The organism is Paraburkholderia sp. PGU19, from assembly GCF_013426915.1.
Classification (GTDB): domain Bacteria; phylum Pseudomonadota; class Gammaproteobacteria; order Burkholderiales; family Burkholderiaceae; genus Paraburkholderia.
In genome coordinates, this window is record NZ_AP023179.1 from 2,615,052 (window position 1) to 2,634,110 (window position 19,059).

Annotated in this window: 17 protein-coding genes, 1 tRNA gene and 1 pseudogene; 10 read left to right on the forward strand and 9 right to left on the reverse strand. The window is 63.4% G+C overall.

Annotation, left to right across the window (positions count from 1 at the left end):
* Positions 1-141: 141 nt before the first annotated feature.
* From parC to H1204_RS11940, 4 genes are all read right to left on the reverse strand, one after another.
* A complete protein-coding gene (gene parC, locus H1204_RS11925; RefSeq protein ID WP_180728466.1) occupies positions 142-2,463 on the reverse strand; it encodes a DNA topoisomerase IV subunit A in 2,322 nt (773 codons plus the stop codon).
* Between the two features lie 85 nt (positions 2,464-2,548).
* Positions 2,549-4,534, reverse strand: coding sequence for a DNA topoisomerase IV subunit B (locus H1204_RS11930; protein ID WP_180728467.1), 1,986 nt, complete (start codon positions 4,532-4,534; stop codon positions 2,549-2,551).
* Positions 4,535-4,844: 310 nt separating this feature from the next.
* A complete protein-coding gene (locus tag H1204_RS11935; protein ID WP_180728468.1) occupies positions 4,845-6,770 on the reverse strand; it encodes an ATP-binding cassette domain-containing protein in 1,926 nt (641 codons plus the stop codon).
* 273 nt (positions 6,771-7,043) lie between these two features.
* Positions 7,044-7,445 carry a DUF4399 domain-containing protein gene (locus H1204_RS11940; protein WP_180728469.1) on the reverse strand — a complete coding sequence of 134 codons (402 nt, stop codon included), beginning with the start codon at positions 7,443-7,445 and terminating at the stop codon, positions 7,044-7,046.
* 273 nt (positions 7,446-7,718) lie between these two features.
* Here H1204_RS11940 and H1204_RS11945 point away from each other — a divergent pair, with 273 nt between their 5' ends.
* On the forward strand, positions 7,719-7,901 hold the full coding sequence (locus H1204_RS11945) for a rubredoxin (RefSeq protein ID WP_007587908.1): 183 nt from the start codon (positions 7,719-7,721) through the stop codon (positions 7,899-7,901).
* Positions 7,902-7,996: 95 nt separating this feature from the next.
* Here H1204_RS11945 and H1204_RS11950 read toward each other — a convergent pair whose 3' ends face one another.
* Entirely contained in the window at positions 7,997-8,137 is a 141-nt protein-coding gene (locus H1204_RS11950; protein ID WP_243468481.1) for a hypothetical protein, read from the reverse strand.
* 171 nt (positions 8,138-8,308) lie between these two features.
* On the opposite strand from H1204_RS11950, the gene H1204_RS11955 reads away from it, so the two are divergent.
* Positions 8,309-9,631 carry an IS5 family transposase gene (locus H1204_RS11955; protein WP_180728470.1) on the forward strand — a complete coding sequence of 441 codons (1,323 nt, stop codon included), beginning with the start codon at positions 8,309-8,311 and terminating at the stop codon, positions 9,629-9,631.
* Positions 9,632-9,666: 35 nt separating this feature from the next.
* Here H1204_RS11955 and H1204_RS11960 read toward each other — a convergent pair whose 3' ends face one another.
* The gene (locus H1204_RS11960; RefSeq protein WP_243468482.1) at positions 9,667-10,287 is read right to left on the reverse strand and encodes a class I SAM-dependent methyltransferase; all 621 of its coding nucleotides are present in this window, start codon (positions 10,285-10,287) and stop codon (positions 9,667-9,669) included.
* 56 nt (positions 10,288-10,343) lie between these two features.
* Between H1204_RS11960 and H1204_RS11965 the strand changes: the two genes are divergently transcribed.
* Positions 10,344-10,418, forward strand: a tRNA-Arg gene (locus H1204_RS11965).
* A gap of 116 nt (positions 10,419-10,534) precedes the next feature.
* Here H1204_RS11965 and H1204_RS52600 read toward each other — a convergent pair.
* Entirely contained in the window at positions 10,535-10,660 is a 126-nt protein-coding gene (locus H1204_RS52600; RefSeq protein ID WP_274608180.1) for a hypothetical protein, read from the reverse strand.
* Positions 10,661-10,892: 232 nt separating this feature from the next.
* Between H1204_RS52600 and H1204_RS11970 the strand changes: the two genes are divergently transcribed.
* The 7 genes and pseudogenes from H1204_RS11970 to H1204_RS12000 all read left to right on the forward strand — a co-directional run bounded on the left by H1204_RS11970 (position 10,893) and on the right by H1204_RS12000 (position 16,940).
* Entirely contained in the window at positions 10,893-11,162 is a 270-nt protein-coding gene (locus H1204_RS11970) for a hypothetical protein (RefSeq protein WP_180728471.1), read from the forward strand.
* Positions 11,163-11,605: 443 nt separating this feature from the next.
* Complete coding sequence (locus tag H1204_RS11975) at positions 11,606-11,929, forward strand: hypothetical protein (RefSeq protein WP_180728472.1); 324 nt, start codon at positions 11,606-11,608, stop codon at positions 11,927-11,929.
* A 296-nt stretch (positions 11,930-12,225) separates the two neighbouring features.
* Positions 12,226-13,506 carry a DNA (cytosine-5-)-methyltransferase gene (dcm, locus tag H1204_RS11980; protein ID WP_180728473.1) on the forward strand — a complete coding sequence of 427 codons (1,281 nt, stop codon included), beginning with the start codon at positions 12,226-12,228 and terminating at the stop codon, positions 13,504-13,506.
* Positions 13,506-13,951 (forward strand): annotated as a pseudogene (locus tag H1204_RS11985) (very short patch repair endonuclease). The gene dcm and the pseudogene H1204_RS11985 overlap by 1 nt, the downstream one beginning before the upstream one ends.
* A gap of 158 nt (positions 13,952-14,109) precedes the next feature.
* Entirely contained in the window at positions 14,110-14,619 is a 510-nt protein-coding gene (locus H1204_RS11990) for a YbhB/YbcL family Raf kinase inhibitor-like protein (protein ID WP_180730940.1), read from the forward strand.
* A 154-nt stretch (positions 14,620-14,773) separates the two neighbouring features.
* On the forward strand, positions 14,774-16,216 hold the full coding sequence (locus tag H1204_RS11995) for an MFS transporter (RefSeq protein WP_180728474.1): 1,443 nt from the start codon (positions 14,774-14,776) through the stop codon (positions 16,214-16,216).
* Between the two features lie 133 nt (positions 16,217-16,349).
* Positions 16,350-16,940 (forward strand): hypothetical protein, encoded by a 591-nt coding sequence (locus tag H1204_RS12000; protein WP_180728475.1) that lies wholly within the window; start codon positions 16,350-16,352, stop codon positions 16,938-16,940.
* 118 nt (positions 16,941-17,058) lie between these two features.
* On the opposite strand, the gene otsA is transcribed toward H1204_RS12000, so the two are convergent.
* The gene (gene otsA / locus H1204_RS12005; RefSeq protein WP_180728476.1) at positions 17,059-18,480 is read right to left on the reverse strand and encodes an alpha,alpha-trehalose-phosphate synthase (UDP-forming); all 1,422 of its coding nucleotides are present in this window, start codon (positions 18,478-18,480) and stop codon (positions 17,059-17,061) included.
* 201 nt (positions 18,481-18,681) lie between these two features.
* Positions 18,682-18,894: a hypothetical protein gene (locus H1204_RS12010; protein ID WP_007587923.1), complete on the reverse strand. Its 213-nt coding sequence runs from the start codon at positions 18,892-18,894 to the stop codon at positions 18,682-18,684.
* Positions 18,895-19,059 lie beyond the last annotated feature (165 nt).

Below are 19,059 nucleotides of genomic sequence, written 5' to 3' on the forward strand. Positions count from 1 at the left end.
TCCTGTCGAAATACGCGGCAATGACATGCGCCAGTGACCGCGTTCGACTCGTGACATTATGCGCAGTTCATTCGCTGCGCTGTTTTCTTCGTTGTTTTTGTGTTGCGCCGTGAGACACCCCGCTCACGGCGTTTGCCTGCGTTACGCCCCCAACACCGGACGCAGCGACGTCACCTCTTTGAGCTTCGTGTCCGGCGCGCGGCCCTTGCGGGCACGCTTGCCGACATTCGGCGCGAGCGCGGCGCCCGACAACTGCTCTTCGGTTGGCTTGTTGCGGTACATGCCTTCCAGCACGACGCCTGCCTTGGTGATGGCGAGCGCCTGCGTCAGCGATTCGTTCGGATCGAGCGCCATCAGGATCACGCCACGTCCGCCACCCGAGAGCGTCTTCATCTCGTCGAGGCCGAACACCAGCAGACGCCCGCCGCCCGACAGACACGCCACTTGCGTCGCATCGGGCAGCATCGGCATCGGCGCGAGCGGCGTCGCGCCCTCGTCGATCGTCATGAACGCCTTGCCCGCCTTCACGCGGCTCACCATGTCGCCGACCTTCGCGATAAAGCCGAAACCGTTCGACGATGCCAGCAACAACGCCTGCTCCGCCGACGCCGCGAAGTAGTGCATCAGATGCGTGCCCGATTCGAGTTCGATCAACGACGTGACGGGAACGCCGTCGCCACGGCCACCCGGCAATTGCGACACCGCGACGGAGTACACGCGGCCCTTGCTGCCCCACGCGATCAGCATGTCGGGCGTGCGGCACTGGAACGCGGCGTAGAGACCGTCGCCCGCCTTGAACGTAAAGCCGGCGGGGTCGAGCCCGTAGCCCTTCAACGCGCGTACCCAGCCCTTCTGCGACACGACCACCGTTACCGGCTCATCGACGACGCGCGCTTCGAACGTTGCGCGCTTTTCCTGCTGGATCAGCGTGCGGCGATCGTCGCCATATTGCTTTGCGTCTGCTTCGATTTCCTTGATGATCAGGCGCTTCATCGCCGATTCGCTGCCGAGCAGTTCTTCGAGCTTGGCCTTCTCGTCGCGCAGTTCGGACAGTTCCTTCTCGATCTTGATCTTCTCGAGGCGCGCCAACTGACGCAGCCGGATTTCAAGAATGTCCTCAGCCTGACGCTCGGACAAACCAAAGGCTTCGATCAGCGCCGTCTTAGGTTCGTCGGATTCGCGAATGATGCGGATGACTTCGTCGATATTCAAAAAGACGATCATCCGGCCTTCGAGGATGTGAATCCGGTCGTTGACCTTGCCGAGACGATGCTGCGTGCGACGCGTAACCGTCGTGAAACGGAAGCCGACCCATTCGCGCAGGATCTCGCCAAGACCCTTCTGACGCGGACGGCCGTCCGCGCCAACCATCACGAGGTTCAGCGTCGCGTTCGATTCGAGGCTCGTATGCGCGAGCAGCGTGGTGACGAACTCGGTTTGATCGATGGTGCGCGACTTCGGCTCGAATACGAGACGCACGGGCGCATCCTTGCCCGACTCGTCGCGCACGGCGTCGAGCAGACCGAGAAGCGTCTGTTTCGTCTGCAACTGTTCCGGCGTCAGCGACTTCTTGCCAAGCTTGATTTTCGGATTCGTCTGTTCCTCGATCTCTTCAAGCACCTTCTGGCCGGAGGTATTCGGCGGCAACTCGGTAATGACGAGCTGCCACTGGCCACGTGCGAGATCCTCGATCTTCCAGCGCGCGCGGACCTTGAGACTGCCACGGCCCGTTTCATACGCCTGCGAGATTTCCGTTTCGCTCGAAATGATCTGGCCGCCGCCTGGGAAGTCCGGGCCAGGGACATGCTGCATCAACTCGGCGTGCGTGATATGCGGATGACGGATCATCGCGACGGCGGCTGCGGCGACTTCGCGCAGGTTGTGCGACGGGATTTCCGTCGCCAGGCCGACCGCGATGCCCGACGCGCCGTTCAGCAGCACGAACGGCAGCCGCGCGGGCAGCAGCTTCGGCTCTTCGAACGAGCCGTCGTAGTTCGGCATGAAATCGACGGTGCCCTGATCGATTTCGTCGAGCAGCAGTTTCGCGATCGGCGTGAGACGCGCTTCCGTGTATCGCATCGCCGCCGCGCCGTCGCCGTCGCGCGAACCGAAGTTGCCCTGGCCGTCGATCAGCGGATAGCGCATCGAGAAATCTTGCGCGAGACGCACGAGCGCGTCGTACGCCGACTGGTCGCCGTGCGGGTGGTATTTACCCAGCACGTCGCCGACCACACGCGCCGATTTCACGGGCTTCGCGTTGTCGGCGAGGCCCATCTCGTTCATCGCATACAAGATGCGACGCTGCACGGGCTTCTGGCCGTCGCAGACGTCGGGCAGCGCGCGGCCCTTCACCACGCTCACCGCGTATTCGAGGTACGCGCTTTCAGCGTAGTCGCCAAGCGTCAGCACGTCGCCTTCGGGCGCGGCCGGCTCGGTAAAAAGATCGGGAGTGTTGTCGTCCATCTAGATTCCGTGTCCTTGTTCAGCGGCGCGCGCTTCGTGTTTCCCATGCGTTGCATGGGGTCGCTGGCACGAAGCGCCGCGGCGCTCAGATATCCGCTTCGACCTGGTTGCCCTTGTCCTCGAGCCAGCTGCGGCGCGACGCCGCTTCGCCCTTGCCCATCAGCATCGTCATTCGCGCGACGGTCGCGTCGAAGTCGAGCTGGCCGAGCGCGACGGGCGACAGGCGCCGCGTGTCCGGGTTCATCGTCGTGTCCCACAGCTGCTCGGCGCTCATTTCACCCAGGCCCTTGAAGCGGCTGATCGACCACTGCGATTCACGCACGCCATCCTTGCGCAGCTTGTCGAGGATCGCTTCGAGTTCGCCTTCATCCAGCGCGTACAGCTTCTGCGCGGGTTTCTTGCCGCGCGCGGGCGCGTCGACGCGGAACAGCGGCGGACGCGCGACATGCACGTGACCGCGTTCGATCAGTTGCGGGAAGTGCTTGAAGAACAACGTAAGCAGCAGCACCTGAATGTGCGAGCCGTCGACGTCCGCATCGGACAAGATACAGATCTTGCCGTAGCGCAAATTGGACAGATCGATGTTGTCGTCCGGGCTGTGCGGATCGACGCCGATCGCCACGGAAATATCGTGCACTTCATTGTTGGCGAACAGACGATCGCGCTCGGTTTCCCAAGTGTTCAGCACCTTGCCGCGCAACGGCAGGATGGCCTGATACTCCTTGTCGCGGCCCATCTTCGCGGAGCCGCCGGCAGAATCGCCCTCGACGAGGAACAGTTCATTGCGGCCGATTTCCGTCGATTCGCAATCGGTCAGCTTGCCCGGCAGCACCGCCACGCCCGAACTCTTGCGCTTCTCGACCTTCTGGCCGGCGCGCGTACGCGCCTGCGCCTGCTTGATGACGAGATCGGCGAGCTTCTTGCCGTGCTCGACGTGCTGGTTGAGCCACAGTTCGAGCGCAGGACGCGCGAACGACGACACCAGCTTCACGGCATCGCGGCTATTCAGACGCTCCTTGATTTGCCCCTGGAACTGCGGATCGAGCACCTTCGCGGACAACACGAACGACACGCGGGCGAACACGTCTTCCGCGAGCAGCTTCACGCCCTTCGGCTGCAGGTTATGCAGTTCGACGAAGCTCTTTACCGCCTGAAAGAGACCGTCGCGCAAGCCAGATTCGTGCGTGCCGCCGGCGGGCGTCGGAATCAGATTGACGTAGGACTCGCGCGTGAGCGACCCTTCTTCGCTCCACGCGACGACCCACGCGGCGCCCTCGCCTTCGGCGAACGTCTCTTCATTCGAACGCGAGCTTTCCGCGTAGCGCTCGCCTTCGAAGAGAGGGATCAGCAGGTCGCTGCCCGCCATGCCTTCCATCAGGTAGCCGCGCAGACCGTCTTCGTACTTCCAGCTTTGGCGTTCGCCCGTTTTCTCGTTGACGAGCACGACTTCGACGCCCGGCAGCAGCACGGCCTTCGAGCGCAACAGACGCTGCAACTCGCCGAGCGGCAGGTTGGGTGAATCGAAGTATTTCGGATCGGCCCACGCGGTCACGCGCGTGCCGGACTTCTTCTCGCCCTTCGCCGCGGCGCGCACCTGCAGCTGCTTGACGACGTCGCCATGCGAGAAGCTCAGTTCGGCGACCTTGCCGTCGCGCCACACGGTGACGTCGAGGCGCGTGGACAGCGCGTTCGTCACCGATACGCCGACGCCATGCAGGCCGCCCGAGAAGGTGTACGCGCCGCCTGCCGCCTTGTCGAACTTGCCGCCCGCGTGCAGGCGCGTGAAAACGATTTCGACGACGGGCACGCCCTCTTCCGGATGCATGCCGAACGGAATGCCGCGCCCGTCGTCTTCGACGGACACGGACTGGTCGGCATGCAGTGTGACGGTGATCTGACGGCCGTAGCCGCCGAGCGCTTCGTCGGATGCGTTGTCGATGACTTCCTGGATGATGTGCAGCGGATTTTCGGTGCGCGTGTACATGCCGGGCCGCTGCTTGACCGGCTCCAGGCCCTTGAGCACCTTGATCGATGCTTCGCTATACGCGGCGTTAGGCTTTTTCGTTGACATGGCTTGCTCGGGTCCGTCGGTTCATCGTTGTCCACATGTCCTGTGGACAGGTGCGTGGACAATGCGTTGAGTTTTCAAAAAAAGCGAAACGAAACAACGGAGTGTGTGCGCTGCGCGACTTGCGTGCAGCAGTTATCGGTTTGCCTTGTCTGCTTTCCGCGGTTCTCCCGCGAGCCCGGTTTCGGGCGATACGCTGGAACGACCGTGGGAAGCAGGTTCGCGGGTATTTTACTGATTTCGATGCGCGGGGCAATTTAGATGATGGGTGTAGGACGATTGGCAGGAAAGCGCTCTACCCCCGATAGACGTGTTACTTCCGCTTGCTCTCCAACTCATCCCACCGCTCAATCGCCACCAGCAGTTCCTCGTCGATGGCCGCGTAGCGCTCGGTCAGCCGCGCGCCTTCCTGCGCGTCCTTCACGAAAATCGAGCCGTCCTCGATCTGCGCGCCGATCGCTTTCTGCTCCGCTTCGAGCGAGGCAATCTTCTCGGGCAGCGCCTCCAGTTCGCGCTGTTCCTTGAATGAAAGCTTCACCGTGCGCTGCGCGTTGCGGCCTGCCGCGCTGTCCTTGGCCACAGCTTCCTTCGGCACTTCTTTCGGCACATCCTGTTGCGCGATCTGCTCGGAACGCTCACGCTGGATCTGCCAGTCGGTAAACCCACCGACATACTCGCGCCACTTACCCTCGCCCTCCGACGCAATCACCGACGTCACCACGTTGTCCAGAAACGCGCGGTCGTGGCTCACCAGCAGCACCGTGCCGTCGTAGTCCGTCAGCAATTCTTCGAGCAGTTCGAGCGTCGGGATGTCGAGGTCGTTGGTCGGCTCGTCGAGCACCAGCACATTCGCGGGACGCGCAAAGAGGCGTGCCAGCAGCAGACGGTTGCGCTCGCCGCCCGACAGCGACTTCACAGGCGAACGCGCGCGCTCCGGCGCAAACAGAAAGTCGCCCAGATAGCTCATCACGTGCTTTTTCTGGCCATTGATCTCGACCCAGTCGCTGCCGGGGCTGATCGTGTCGCCGAGGCTTTTGTCCAGATCGAGCTGTGCGCGCATCTGGTCGAAGTAAGCGACTTGCAGGTTGGTGCCGATGCGCACCTTGCCGTCGTCCGGTTGCAGTTCGCCGAGAATCAGCTTGAGCAGTGTCGTCTTGCCCGCGCCGTTCGGACCGATGAAGCCGATCTTGTCGCCGCGCATCACCGTTGCCGAAAACCGGTCGACCACCGTGCGCTCGCCATACCGCTTCGTCACGTCCGTCAGTTCGGCGACGATCTTGCCGGACTTCTCGCCCTGCCCGACGTCGAGCTTCACGTTGCCTTGCACATTGCGGCGTTCCGCGCGCTCATTGCGCATCTGCACGAGCCGCGCAATACGCCCTACGCTGCGCGTGCGCCGCGCCTCGACGCCCTTGCGAATCCACACTTCTTCCTGCGCGAGCAGCTTGTCGAACTTCTCGTTTTCGACCCGCTCCACTTCCAGTTGCTGCGCCTTGCGCGTCTGATATGCGGAGAAATTGCCCGGATACGACAACAGCCGCCCGCGATCCAGTTCGACGATGCGCGTCGCGACGCGATCGAGAAACGCGCGGTCGTGGGTAATGAACAGCAAACCGGCGCGCTGCGAGATCAGCAGTTCTTCAAGCCAGCGAATGCCGTCGAAGTCCAGATGGTTGGTCGGCTCGTCCAGCAGCAGCACGTCCGGCTGCACGACGAGCGCCCGCGCCAGCGCGACGCGCTTTTGCATGCCGCCCGACAGCGAGCCCACCCGCGCGTCGCCATCGAGGCCGATCTGCGCGAGCGTCGTGGCGACGCGCGTGCGCCAGTTCCAGGCATCGGTGGCATCGAGCGACGATTGCAACGCGTTCATGCGCGCAAGCAACGCGTCGTGCTGCGCGCCTTCCGGCGTTTCCGCCAGCTCGTGCGCGACCGTGTTGTATTCGTCGAGCAGCGCGCTCGCATGCGTGAGGCCCGCCGCGACAGCGTCGAACACTGTCACGTCGGCGTCGAATTCGGGCTCCTGCGGCACATACACGGTGACCAGATCCTGCTGACGCGTGACGAGGCCATCGTCCGGTCTGGCGAGTTCGGCGACGATCTTCAGCAGCGAGGACTTGCCCGCGCCGTTGCGGCCGATCAGCCCGACGCGCTCGCCGGCTTCGAGAGAGAAATCCGCGTGATCGAGCAGCGCGACGTGGCCGAACGCCAGTTGCGCGCCCGTGATGGTGTAAAGCGACATGGGAAAGGAGGAACCAGCGATGAGTCGGAAGCGCTCATTGTACCGGTCGGCGGCGCGAATACTGACGGGATGCGGCCCGGCAGGATGGCATAGGACGAATGACGCATGCAGCGCGCGCCCACGCCGCTGGAACCGGTGGGTCGGCAGGAGCAGGCGCTCAGCACGCGCGCGGACGCAAGAGAACGCGAACGCCCGTTCCGGTGTCGGCGTTCGCAGCGGCAAATCGCTCCGTGATGTGAAGGTGAGCGGCAATAGCGCGGCAAGCGCGCGGCCTTACTTCACGTGAATCGTGATCGTCTTGCTCATTTCCGGACCGTACGAACGGTGCGCACCGTCGCCGAAATCGAGCGTCAACGTATGATCGCCCGGCGGCAGCGTGATCTCCGTCTCTGTCTGGCCCTTGCCGAAATGCAGCGACTTGTCGTTGGCGGGAATGACCTCGCCCTTCGGCAGCGGCTGCCCGTCGATGATCAGATGATGATGCCCCGTGCCTTCCGTCATCGTGCCCGCGGGAACGATCTTCATGCCTTCGACGGCAAACTTCACGTGGATGGGATTGCTCACAGTCGCGCCGTCCTTCGGCTCGACGAACGAGACGCCCGCGGCATGCGCCACGCCCGACAAGACCAGCATGCCCGCGCACGCTGCGCCGGCCAACCATCTGTTATTCAGCATCGTTCTTCTCCTTGGCTAAAGCGGCTCGATGGGCACGGCGTACGTAAGCGTTCGCGCACGGCCGCATCGTACTGAAAGAATACACGTTGGCGCCGGGCCCGCCGGACGTCGGATCGCCGGGATGCACGCTGCTTCGCGTTGATCTGAAACGGTAAACGGAACGGGCGGCGTAGGTCTTCCGGCGAATTCCGGTAATATTGCGGGTCGCCGCCGGATGCACTAAAAAGGGGCAGATTGGCGGATTTTGCATTGAATCAATGAAGAGCGTGTGTCGTGAGTGAAGTGATCGAATATAAGAGCTGGGTCTGTCTGATTTGCGGCTGGATCTATAACGAAGAGGAAGGTCTGCCCGAGGAAGGTATCGAAGCGGGTACGCGTTTCGCCGATATCCCCGTGGACTGGCGCTGCCCGCTGTGCGATGTGGGCAAGGCCGAATTTGCTGTAGTGGAGTTTTGATCGGCGGTTCTTTTACAGATCCGTCGTTCGTCTAGAGCGGTCCGCGGGTTGAAGGCCTGCGGACCGCTTTGCTTTTGGCTGGCCGTCCGCCTTGGTCAGTCGCGCCTTGCTACGACGATCAGTTCGCGGCTCGCGTGATCGACGGGTGATCGGGACCAGTCGCCGAACCATTCCAGATCGCTGAAACCCGCTTTGACGAGCGCTTCGCTCAGCGCAGCCTGCGTGCGAAAGCGCAACTCGCTGGGCGCGACGACGGTGTCGCCGTCTCGAAGGAAGCGATAGTGAGTCGGCCTTGAACAATCCGCGAAAGCTTATGCGGTAAGGCTCCGAGGCCGAAATGGCATTGTGGGATTTGCAGAGACCTGGCATATTGATGCCTAAATCCTGCAAATTCTGACGAGGTGCGGATGGGTCCGAAGACGCCTGTGACAGAGGGAGATTTCTTCCGGCAGCCGCTGCGCGAGCAGATCAATCTGAGACATCCGCTGGTGCGGCTGGCTGACCTGATCAACTGGAATCGGCTGGGCATGGCGATGAGCGAGAGCTTCGTGTCGCGCAAGGGACGCCCGGCAACATCACCCAGGCTAGTCGCCGGTCTGCTGTATCTGCAGCACGCATTTGACCTGTCCGACGAAGAAGTCGTCTGGCAATGGGTTGAGAACCCGTATTGGCAGGTGTTCACCGGCGAGACGTATTTGCAGACCGAACCGCCGATCGATCCGTCGAGCCTGACGCGCTGGCGCAAGCGGCTGGGCGAGGCTGGTGTTGAAGAGTTGCTGGCCGAAACGATCGACGCAGCCAAACGGGCCGGCGTGATCAAGGCCGCGAGCGTCAAGCGCGTGATCGTTGACACAACTGTCATGCAGAAAGCGGTTGCCCATCCGACCGATTCGCGGTTGCTTGAGCGGTGTCGCGAACATCTGGTAAAGGCTGCAGCACGGCACGGCCTGAAACTGAGGCAGAACTACAACCGCGAGGCGCCGCACCTGGCGCGTCAGATAGGCCGCTATGCCCATGCCAAGCAGTACAAACGCATGAAGAAAGTGTTGCGCACACTGCGCTCGCGTGTGGGTCGGGTGATGCGTGACGTCGAGCGGCAGATTGATGCGGTCTCCGAAGGCAGTCGCGGGGTCCTGCAGGAACTGATTGATCGCACAAAGCGGATCCTGTCGCAAAAGACAAAGGACAAAACCAAGCTTTACGCTCTGCATGCGCCGGAGGTAGAGTGCCTGGCCAAGGGCAAGGCGCGCACGCCCTACGAGTTCGGCGTGAAGGTGTCGATTACGACGACGCACAGGGAGGGCCTGGTCGTTGGCATGCGCTCGATGCCAGGCAATCCATACGACGGCCACACACTTGCAGAAGCGCTCGAACAGGCGGCGATCCTGAGCGACGTCACGCCAGAAATCGCCGTCGTGGATCGTGGATACAAGGGCGTAGACATCGAAGGTGTGAAGATCTACCACCCGGGGTTGAGGCGAGGCATCACGCGGGGATTACGAGCGATGATCAGACGGCGCAGCGCGATTGAGCCAGCGATCGGCCACATGAAGACAGATGGCAAACTCGATCGGAACTGGCTGAAGGGAGTGCTCGGTGACGCGATGCACGCGGTGTTATGCGGCGCCGGTCACAACCTACGAATGATCCTCAGGAAGCTGAAGGTTTTTTACGCCCTCATTCTTGCTGCTTCGCTTACCACTCTCGTCCGAATCATGCCCGGCGCATGACCACACCGCCGGGCAAACGCATTATTCAGGGGCGACTAGTGAGTGTCGAAGCAGACGCGGCCATTGCTTGATTCGATGAGTTGCTGCCAGATTTCGACGGCGCCATAGCGCGGATCATCGATCACGCGGCGCGACAATTCCGGCGTCCACGCCGTCCACGGCGACAAGGATGGATTGCGGCTTTCGAAAGCGAGGCAGCCGCCGGGACGCAACATGGCTTGTGCAGCGGCTAGCGTGGCGTCGAAGCTCGCGTCGTCGAGGAAAACCTGCGCGACGTGGCCTGTCATCACGGCGAGATCGGCGGACTTTGCGCCCAGTTGCGCCGCGTCGCCTTCGATCCATTCCACCCGGTCGCCGCCCGGCCGTCGGCGGGCGATATCGAGCATCGCGGGTGAAGGATCGACGCCCGTCACCGTATGGCCGCGCCGGGCCAGTTCACAGGCCAGCAGCCCCGTGCCGCAGCCGATATCGACGATGCGCGAAGCTTCCGTGCGCGCGGCGAGGTCGAGATAGAAGCGCGTGTCGGCGGAGAACGGGTTGAGCGCGTCGTAGAGCGCGACGAGACGCGGATCGGTGTAGTGCGCATCGGTCATCGGCCGATGGTAGCCGTGCGGCGCGCCAGCCGCCACCGAGCGGGCGCGGCCGGTGGCCCGCATCGAAAGCCGCTTTGGCAAACGAGCGATTTGCTATACTCTGCGCTCGTCGGCGGCCCCTCCCCGTAGTTCAATGGATAGAACAAGTGCCTCCTAAGCGCTAGATACAGGTTCGATTCCTGTCGGGGGGACCACATCGGCGACGGACGACGCTACAAAAAAACCCGCAACAGCTTACGCTTTGCGGGTTTTTTGTTTGCTACAGCCCCACCGCGATGCAACGCGGCGAACAGCCACAACGATCAGACGATCACCGATGCCGGCGCACCACCACCTGAACCTTGGCCAATTGCTGGTCGCGCTGATCGAAGAATTTGGCGAGCGCAAACAGCGACGCAGCGGCGAACGGCCAGAGCACAAAGAAGGTAGCGAGCATGATCGACTCCAGAGCGAAAACGTTTGAATCGAGTGTACCCCCGCACTAAACAAAGAAAACTATCGTAATTGCTAAAACACAGTTCCCTTTTTTGGAAGGGAATGGCGAACGAGCCCGCGTGGCGCGGCTAGACGACTGTTTCCCGAGCCGACCGGGTCCGACTGACCTCGCCCGACCGTGACAAAATCACGCACTTCACGCAACACACGCCAGCACAATCGAAGGACAACCCATGGATATCAACAAGCAACTCGCCGCTCTCACCACTTCCGAACTGCAAACAGCAGGCGCTAGCCAGGCGACGGCCATCACCGTCAGCGTGCTGCTGCGCCATTTGAACTCGCCGGAACTGTCGAAGCTGCTGAGCACCGCATTCGAGAATCATCAGGCGGTCATGCTGCAAACACCGTGGCCGGACCAGATGCTGCAGTCGTTCGAAGCGACGCGCCGTTTTCTCGAAGGCGCGGCCAACCCGGCCCCAAGCCCCGATCAGGCCGCCTGACGCGTGCGTCGCGCCGTGTACATCGCGCGACGCGAAAAAGCCACACGCGCCAGCGCCCCGGCATGCGCCGGAAGGCCGCCCGGCGGGGCTTGCGCGCGAGCGCCGCAAGCCAGTGTGCGCTCGCCCACCTAACGCGCCATTTGTCTGCGGACGGACTCGCGGCGTCCTTTTATCATCTCGTCACTCCTCGGATACGTCAGTAGGTTGACAGATGCCCTACCCGTACAACCTTGCAGTCGCCGCTGGCCTCATGATCGTCGTGCTCACCTGCAGCCTCGCGCTCGCGCTGACATGAACCGGCCCGCGCACGGCCCTCGAAACACCGGCCACCTGCCCGCTGCCCGCGTCGACATCGCGCGATTACGATCCGCATAAAGCCCGTCGCGGCAAAAATATTTTCAAACTGACCCTAAAGTTTTCCAAACCCCTGCCGTTGTGGGGGCATGGACCATTACCTCACTTCGTCGGCGGGATCGTTCAAATCGACTCTGATCGATCAGGACATCGCGCACATTGCCCGCGTCATGCGGCCTTCGATGCATGGCGACCTGGGTGGGGCCATCCTCCCGGCCACCTACTGGCGCAAACGCCTGTTCGAACTGCTCGACGCCGACCACCTGACCCATTCGCAGATCTGTTCGATCGACGATCTGCTGTTGCAACTCGACGAGTTGTGCGCGAAGGAACTCACGCCGCTGCCCGTGACGATCACGCGGCCCGCCGCGTCGCGCGACGCGAATCGCCATCGCGTACGCCGCAAACGCTGAGCGAACCTGCGGAACGTCTGCGGCGCCGCCACGCCGCGTGGATCGAAGCGCGCCGCGCATTTAACATTCATTGACCCGCCGCGCTTCATTCCACGATGCTGCGACCAGCAGCGCGAACACCCGGCGGCACAGCGACAGGATGATCTGGCGCGTCGCCGGGGCTGCTTTCCGTCTCGCCATTCAAAAGCGCTCACGCTCCTCAGCGTAGGAAAATTTGTCTGCGGAACACGCCGCAATCGCAAATTAGGGACATTCATAGGTCATAATGTCCGCAAAAATTCCCAGCAAGGATTCCTGTGACTCAGGCTTCACCGCTTGACCTGCTGAAGCAGGCGCGCACCCGCTTCACACAAAAAGAAATCGCCGCGCATGTCGGCAAGGACATCAAGACGGTGCGCCGCTGGGAAAAAGGCGAAACGCCCTGCCCGGCAATGCTCGAACCGGCGTTACACGCGATGCTGTATCCCGCCACGCCGCGCAACGCCAGCGCGCACGCAGGCAACGGAACGAGCACACGCATCATCGATCTGTTCGCCGGCATCGGCGGCATCCGCATGGGCTTCGAGGCACACGGCGGGCAATGCGTGTTCACCAGCGAGTGGAACGACTTCTCGCAGAAAACGTATCAGGAAAACTTCCGCGACGGCGCCACGCAGCACGCGCTGATCGGCGACATCGTCACGTTTCCCGCCGAAGCCGTCCCCGAGCACGACATTCTGCTCGGCGGCTTTCCGTGTCAGCCGTTTTCGATTGCAGGCGTCAGCAAGAAGAATGCGCTCGGCCGTCCGCATGGTTTCGAATGCGCGACGCAGGGCACGCTGTTCTTCGATGTTGCGCGTATCATCGCCACGCGCCGCCCGGCCGCGTTCCTGCTCGAGAACGTGAAGAACCTGCTGTCGCACGACAAAGGCCGCACGTTCGACGTGATCCTTCAGACACTGCGCGACGAACTCGGCTACGAGGTGCATTACCGCGTGATCGACGGCGCGCATTTCACGCCGCAGCATCGCGAGCGGATCATCATCGTCGGCTTTCGCGGCAAGACGTCGTTCTCGTGGGACGATCTGCGGCTGCCGGAAGAAGGCCCACGGCTCGCGTCGATCCTGCATAGGACGGACGGCGGCGAGCCCGTCCTGCCGTGGGACGGCGACCGCTTCTTCGATCACGCCGCGCATCAGGTGCAGCCCAAATACACGCTGACGCCCAAGCTCTGGACTTACCTGCAGAACTACGCGGAGAAGCATCGCGCGGCGGGCAACGGCTTCGGCTATGGAATGGCCTATCCGCAAAGCGTGACGCGCACGTTGTCGGCGCGCTACCACAAGGATGGCTCGGAGATTCTCGTCTATCAGGGCGAGAAAAAGCGCCCGCGCCGTCTGACGCCGCGCGAGTGCGCGCGGTTGATGGGCTTTCCCGACACGTACCGCATCCCCGTCAGCGATACCCAGGCGTATCGCCAGTTCGGCAATAGCGTCGTGGTGCCCGTGATGCGTGAAGTCGCGCGCATCATGCTGCCGCATGTGCGCGCGCTCACGCACGCGGCGCAGGAGGACAGCGCGACGGAGCTCGCGCACTAATGGTCGATATCGTCGACGCGGCCACGCGCAGCCGGATGATGTCCGGCATTCGCGGCCGCAACACGAAACCTGAAATCCTGATCCGCAGCCTGCTGCATCGGCGCGGTTTCCGCTTCCGGCTCGACGCACGCGATCTCGCCGGACGGCCCGACATCGTGTTGCCGCGCTATCGCGCGGTGATCTTCGTGCACGGCTGCTTCTGGCACGGCCACGACTGTCATCTCTTCAAATGGCCGCAGACGCGTCCGGAGTTCTGGCGTGACAAGATCGGCCGCAATCGCGCCAACGACGCTAAGGCGCAGGCTGCGCTGCTCGAAGCCGGCTGGCGCGTCGCGACGGTGTGGGAATGCGCCTTGCGCGGGCGAACCGGGACATCGACGGCGTCCTGCAGCGGCTAATCGACTGGTTGCACGGCGACGCGTCGCTACATGAAGAGCGCGCATAAAGAACGCGCATGAGGTTGCGTCTTCAAGCGACGCCGCGAATTTTGCAAGATGCCGGTGCTACACTCGATTAGCTAACTGGGAGTCTCCAGGCTATCTTCCGAGCGGTCTTTCAACGGCTCCCGCCTATCCTGGAACCATCCACCGAAGGAGGCGCATGATGGCTGATTTTCGAATCTGGTCGGACGACTTCCCCGCGAACGGCTTTATGCCGAAGGCGCAGGAGATGAACGATAAATCGTTTGGCGTCTCCGGCGATGGCGAGAACATCTCGCCCGCGCTGCAATGGGACGCGCCGCCCGACGACACGCAAAGCCTTGCCCTCACCGTCTATGATCCCGACGCGCCCACGGGCAGCGGTTTCTGGCATTGGGTCGTCGTCAACATTCCCGCTGATGCCCGCTCGCTGCCGCGCAACGCAGGCAAAGCCGACGGCAGCCTGTTGCCGGCCGGCGCGCTGCAGTTTCGCAACGACTACGGCTCAGTGGGGTTCGGTGGCGCAGCGCCGACGCGTGGCAGCAAGCCGCATCGCTTCATCTTCCGCGTGTACGCGCTGAAGGTGGCGACTCTGCCGCTCACCGCCGACACGACCAACGCCGTCGCGCGCTACATGACGCATCTGAACGAAATCGATTCGGCCACGTACACGGGTCTGTACGAACTGAAGTAACGGCGGCGCGCCGATCTCCACGGGCCGGCATGGCCGCCGCGCGATGCGCGTGTCATGCCGGGGCGAAGCGGTCGCCTGCTGTCACGACCGCTGTCGCGACAACAGGAAGCACAATCCTGGACTCGACCGCCTCGCCGCTCATCACAACAACACAATGCAAGCTTCTTCGTCGACCGACCACCGCCATCCAACGGGCGCTTCCAACCCCGATGCTCCCTCTCCCGCCGCCGCGCCGGAACCCGAACTGGGGCTGCCTATCCCGCAGCGCTACTGGGCGATTCTCGTCGTCGCGCTGGGCATCACGCTCGCCGTGCTCGACAGTGCGATCGCCAATGTCGCGCTGCCGACCATCGCGCGAAACCTGCGCGCGAGCGCGGCGAGCTCGATCTGGGTCGTCAACGCGTATCAGCTGTCGGTGACGATCTCGCTGCTGCCGCTGTCGTCGCTGGGCGATCGCATCGGCTACCGGCGCGTCTATATGGGCGGGCTGGTGCTGTTCACGGTCGCGTCGCTCGGCTGCGCGCTCGCCACATCGCTGCCGACGCTCGCGCTCGCCCGCGTGATCCAGGGCTTCGGCGCGGCGGGCATCATGAGCGTCAACACCGCGCTGGTGCGGATGATCTATCCGCCCACGCAACTCGGGCGCGGCGTCGCGATCAACGCGATGGTGGTCGCCATCTCGTCCGCCGTCGGGCCGACGGTGGCGTCCGCCGTGCTCGCCGTCGCGGCGTGGCCGTGGCTCTTCGCGATCAACGTGCCGATCGGCGTCGCCGCCATCGCAGTGGGCTGGCGCGCGCTGCCGCACAACCAGGGGCATCCGTCGCCGTATGACTATCCGAGCGCCGTGATGAACGCGTTCGTGTTCGGGCTTCTGATTTTCGCCGTCGATGGCTTCGGTCACGGCGAGCGCTACGGCTTCGTCGCCGCCGAACTGATCGGCGCGATCGTGATCGGTTACTTCTTCGTGCGACGGCAACTCACGCAATCCGCGCCGCTGTTGCCCGTCGATCTGCTGCGCATTCCCATCTTTGCGTTATCGGTGGGCACGTCGGTGTGCTCGTTCTGCGCGCAAATGCTCGCGTTCGTGTCGCTGCCGTTCCTGCTGCAAAACAATCTGGGCCTGTCCCAGGTCGAGACAGGGCTGCTGATGACGCCGTGGCCGCTCGTGATCGTCGGCGCGGCGCCGCTGTCGGGCGTGCTGTCGGACCGGATCTCGGCGGGCTGGCTCGGCGGCCTCGGACTCGCGACGCTGGCGCTCGGCCTGCTGCTGCTCGCCACGCTCGGCGCGCACCCCACAGCGTTCGATATCGTGTGGCGCATGGCGCTGTGCGGCGCGGGCTTTGGCATTTTCCAGTCACCCAACAACCGGACGATGCTGTCGGCGGCGCCGCGCCACCGCAGCGGCGGGGCGAGCGGCATGCTCGGCACCGCGCGCCTGACGGGGCAAACGCTCGGCTCGGCGCTCGTCGCGCTGATCTTCGGCATCGCGCCGCAGCATGGCCCCGTGCTCACGCTCTACGTGGCAGCGTGCTTCGCGGGCGCGGGCGCGCTCGTCAGCACGATGCGCGTCCGGCACAGCGCGCCGACGGCCGCGTAACGCATACCTCCCAACGCCCCGCTTTCCGCCTATTCTTGTAGACGATGCCTTCAACCGCCGATGTCGGTCACGACGTCCGGTGCGGGTTTCGCTCTGGCCTTCGAACCTCGGCCTTTGAACGATAGGGGGCACCATGTCACTCATCGTCGCTGGACGTTTCACCACTTTCCCCGCCGCCGAAGACGCCGCGCAAAAGCTCTTCGACAACGGCTTTCCCGGTGAAGACGTCACGCTGTTTTTCGTCAATCCGCGTGGCCAGCATGCGCGCCATCCGCTCGACGAACACGCTGCCGCCCCGCCCACGATCTCCTCCGCGCCACCGCCGACGCACCCTCGCCATCACCACGCGGTGACGATCGGCGCCGTCGCGGGCGCCGTGATCGGCGTCGCAGTGTTCACCGCGTTTTCGGCGTCGATGCCCGTCGTCGTGATCGCGGCGGGTGTCGGTGCGTATCTCGGGTTGGTGGTGGGCAAGATGGCCCAGGCGCGCAGCGGTCCGCATGAGCATCACGACGTCGTGCATCACGAGATGCGCAACTCGGGCGTGCTCGTCGCCGTGCATGTGTGCCCGGAGAACCAGTTGGAAGCGGCGCGGATTCTGCGCGAGGCGGGCGGCGCCGATATCGAGCGGGCGACCGGTCACTGGCAACGCGGGAGATGGGCCGATTTCGATCCGCGTCAGACGCCTGTGCCGCTCACTGAGCTTAACCAGCAGCAGGCGTGACGGGTTCGACGGTTCGAAAGACGCCTGGCTGGAAACGAAAACGGCAGCCTGCGAGGGCTGCCGTTCGTGAACCTGCGCGTCCCGCGAGGCCGCGCGATCTTACTCATCTCACGCGATTTCAGACCGTGACGTCCGCGCGCTTGACGGCCTTCTCCGTCACCGACGAAGCCGTCGCGACATTCCGCAAATCGGCAAGGAACGTATCGCGCCATACCGACAGGTTGTTCTCGCGCAGCGGCGCCATCATGTCCGCGTGACGCGCCTGGCGCTCGGCGAGCGGCATCGACAGCGCGCGCTCCAGCGCCTCGGCCATCTGCGACAGATCGAACGGATTGACGACCAGCGCGCCTGGCAACTGCTCGGCCGCGCCCGCGAACTGCGAGAGCACCAGCACGCCGGGATCGGCCGGGTCCTGCGACGCGACGTATTCCTTTGCGACGAGGTTCATCCCGTCGCGCAGCGGCGTCACATAGCCGACCTGCGACTGACGGAACAGCGCCATCAGCAGATTGCGCTCGTACTTGCGATTCAGGTATTGGATAGGCGTCCAGTCCAACTGCGCAAAGCGGCCATTGATGCGCCCCGCCTCGCCTTCCAGCGTCTGCCGGATGCGTTGATACGTCTGCACATCGGCGCGTGTCGGCGGCGCGATCTGCACGAGCGACACGCGGCCATGCCAGCCGGGCGCGCTCTGCAACAGACGCTCGAATGCCTGGAAGCGCTCGACCAGCCCTTTCGAATAGTCCAGCCGATCCACGCTCATGATCAGCTTGCGGCCGCGCATGCCGTCGCGCAGACTACGCACCGGCTTGCGGTCGGTGAACTGCTCGGCAGCCTTGGCAATCGCGTCGGGATAGATGCCGATCGGGTACGCCGCCACCTTCAGGAAGCGGCCGTACGCGTGAATCATGTTCTCGTCGCTCGACGTGCCGTGCTTGCCGCGCTCGATGTAATCGACGAACGACTGCCGGTCCGCGTCCGTCTGGAAACCGACCACATCGTAGCTGCACATGCACTTCACAAGTTCCTCGTGCGGCGGAACGGTACGCATCACTTCCGGCACCGGAAACGGAATATGCAGGAAGAAGCCGATCGGATTCTTCACGCCCAGATCGCGCAGGCAGCGCGCGAACGGCAACAGGTGATAGTCGTGCACCCAGATGATGTCGTCGGGCTTAAGCAATTCCTTCAACTGCTTCGCGAGCGTCACGTTCACCCGCAGATAGCCGGCATATTCCTGCCGGTCGTAGCGCGACAGATCATTTCGGTAGTGGAACGTCGGCCATAGCGTCGCATTCGAGAAACCGCGGTAGTACTGGTCGTAGTCGCGCTTGGTCAGCCCCACGGTGGCGTAGGTCACGTTGCCCTGTTTCTCGATGACGGGCGGCGACGACTCGGCGACGGTCTCGCCACTCCAGCCGAACCACACTCCTCCCGTTTCCTTCAGGGCGTCCAGCACTCCGATTGCGAGACCGCCCGCTGCGGGGCGTCCTTCCTGAGTCGGCGCGACGCGGTTTGAAACGACGATCAATCTGCTCATTGCGGCTCCACCTCATTCAGTTGACTGTACATGCGGTGATACTCCGCCTTACGGCACGCAAGTCCTATGCCGTCACGCGCGAAAAGACGGAATAAAAATGTACGTAAATGTGACAGGCGAGCAAAAACTAGCTGCGCCCAGGCACGCGCGCAGCAGATTTTTCGCTCGACGATCCGGCCGGAACCGGCGGGAAAAGTGGCTTCAGGCGTCCTGCTCGGAGCCCAGGTCGCGCTGGTATTCCAGCCCTTCCTGACGCGTGCCGCCCTGGTTGTGATCCCCGTCTGGCGGTGCGCCGGGCGCCGGGCGGTTCTGCTGCGCCGGGTCCGGTCCGACGGGGGGATTGCCCGAGCCGCCGGCTGGGCGCTGGTCGCGCTTCGAATGACGCGCGGAGCGCCGCAATGCGGGATGTCTCATGATGGACGCCTCCAGGGGAAGGCCAGTGCCCGGACAGGGTTTGCCCGGGCCGCATCACACTAGTCTATGCCGATGAACGTAAATTGCCGGTAAAAAGTTCGGCGGTTTTGTAACGCGTACAGAGCGCGGGCCCGTTGATTGCATTCGGCGCGCGAAACCCCGGTT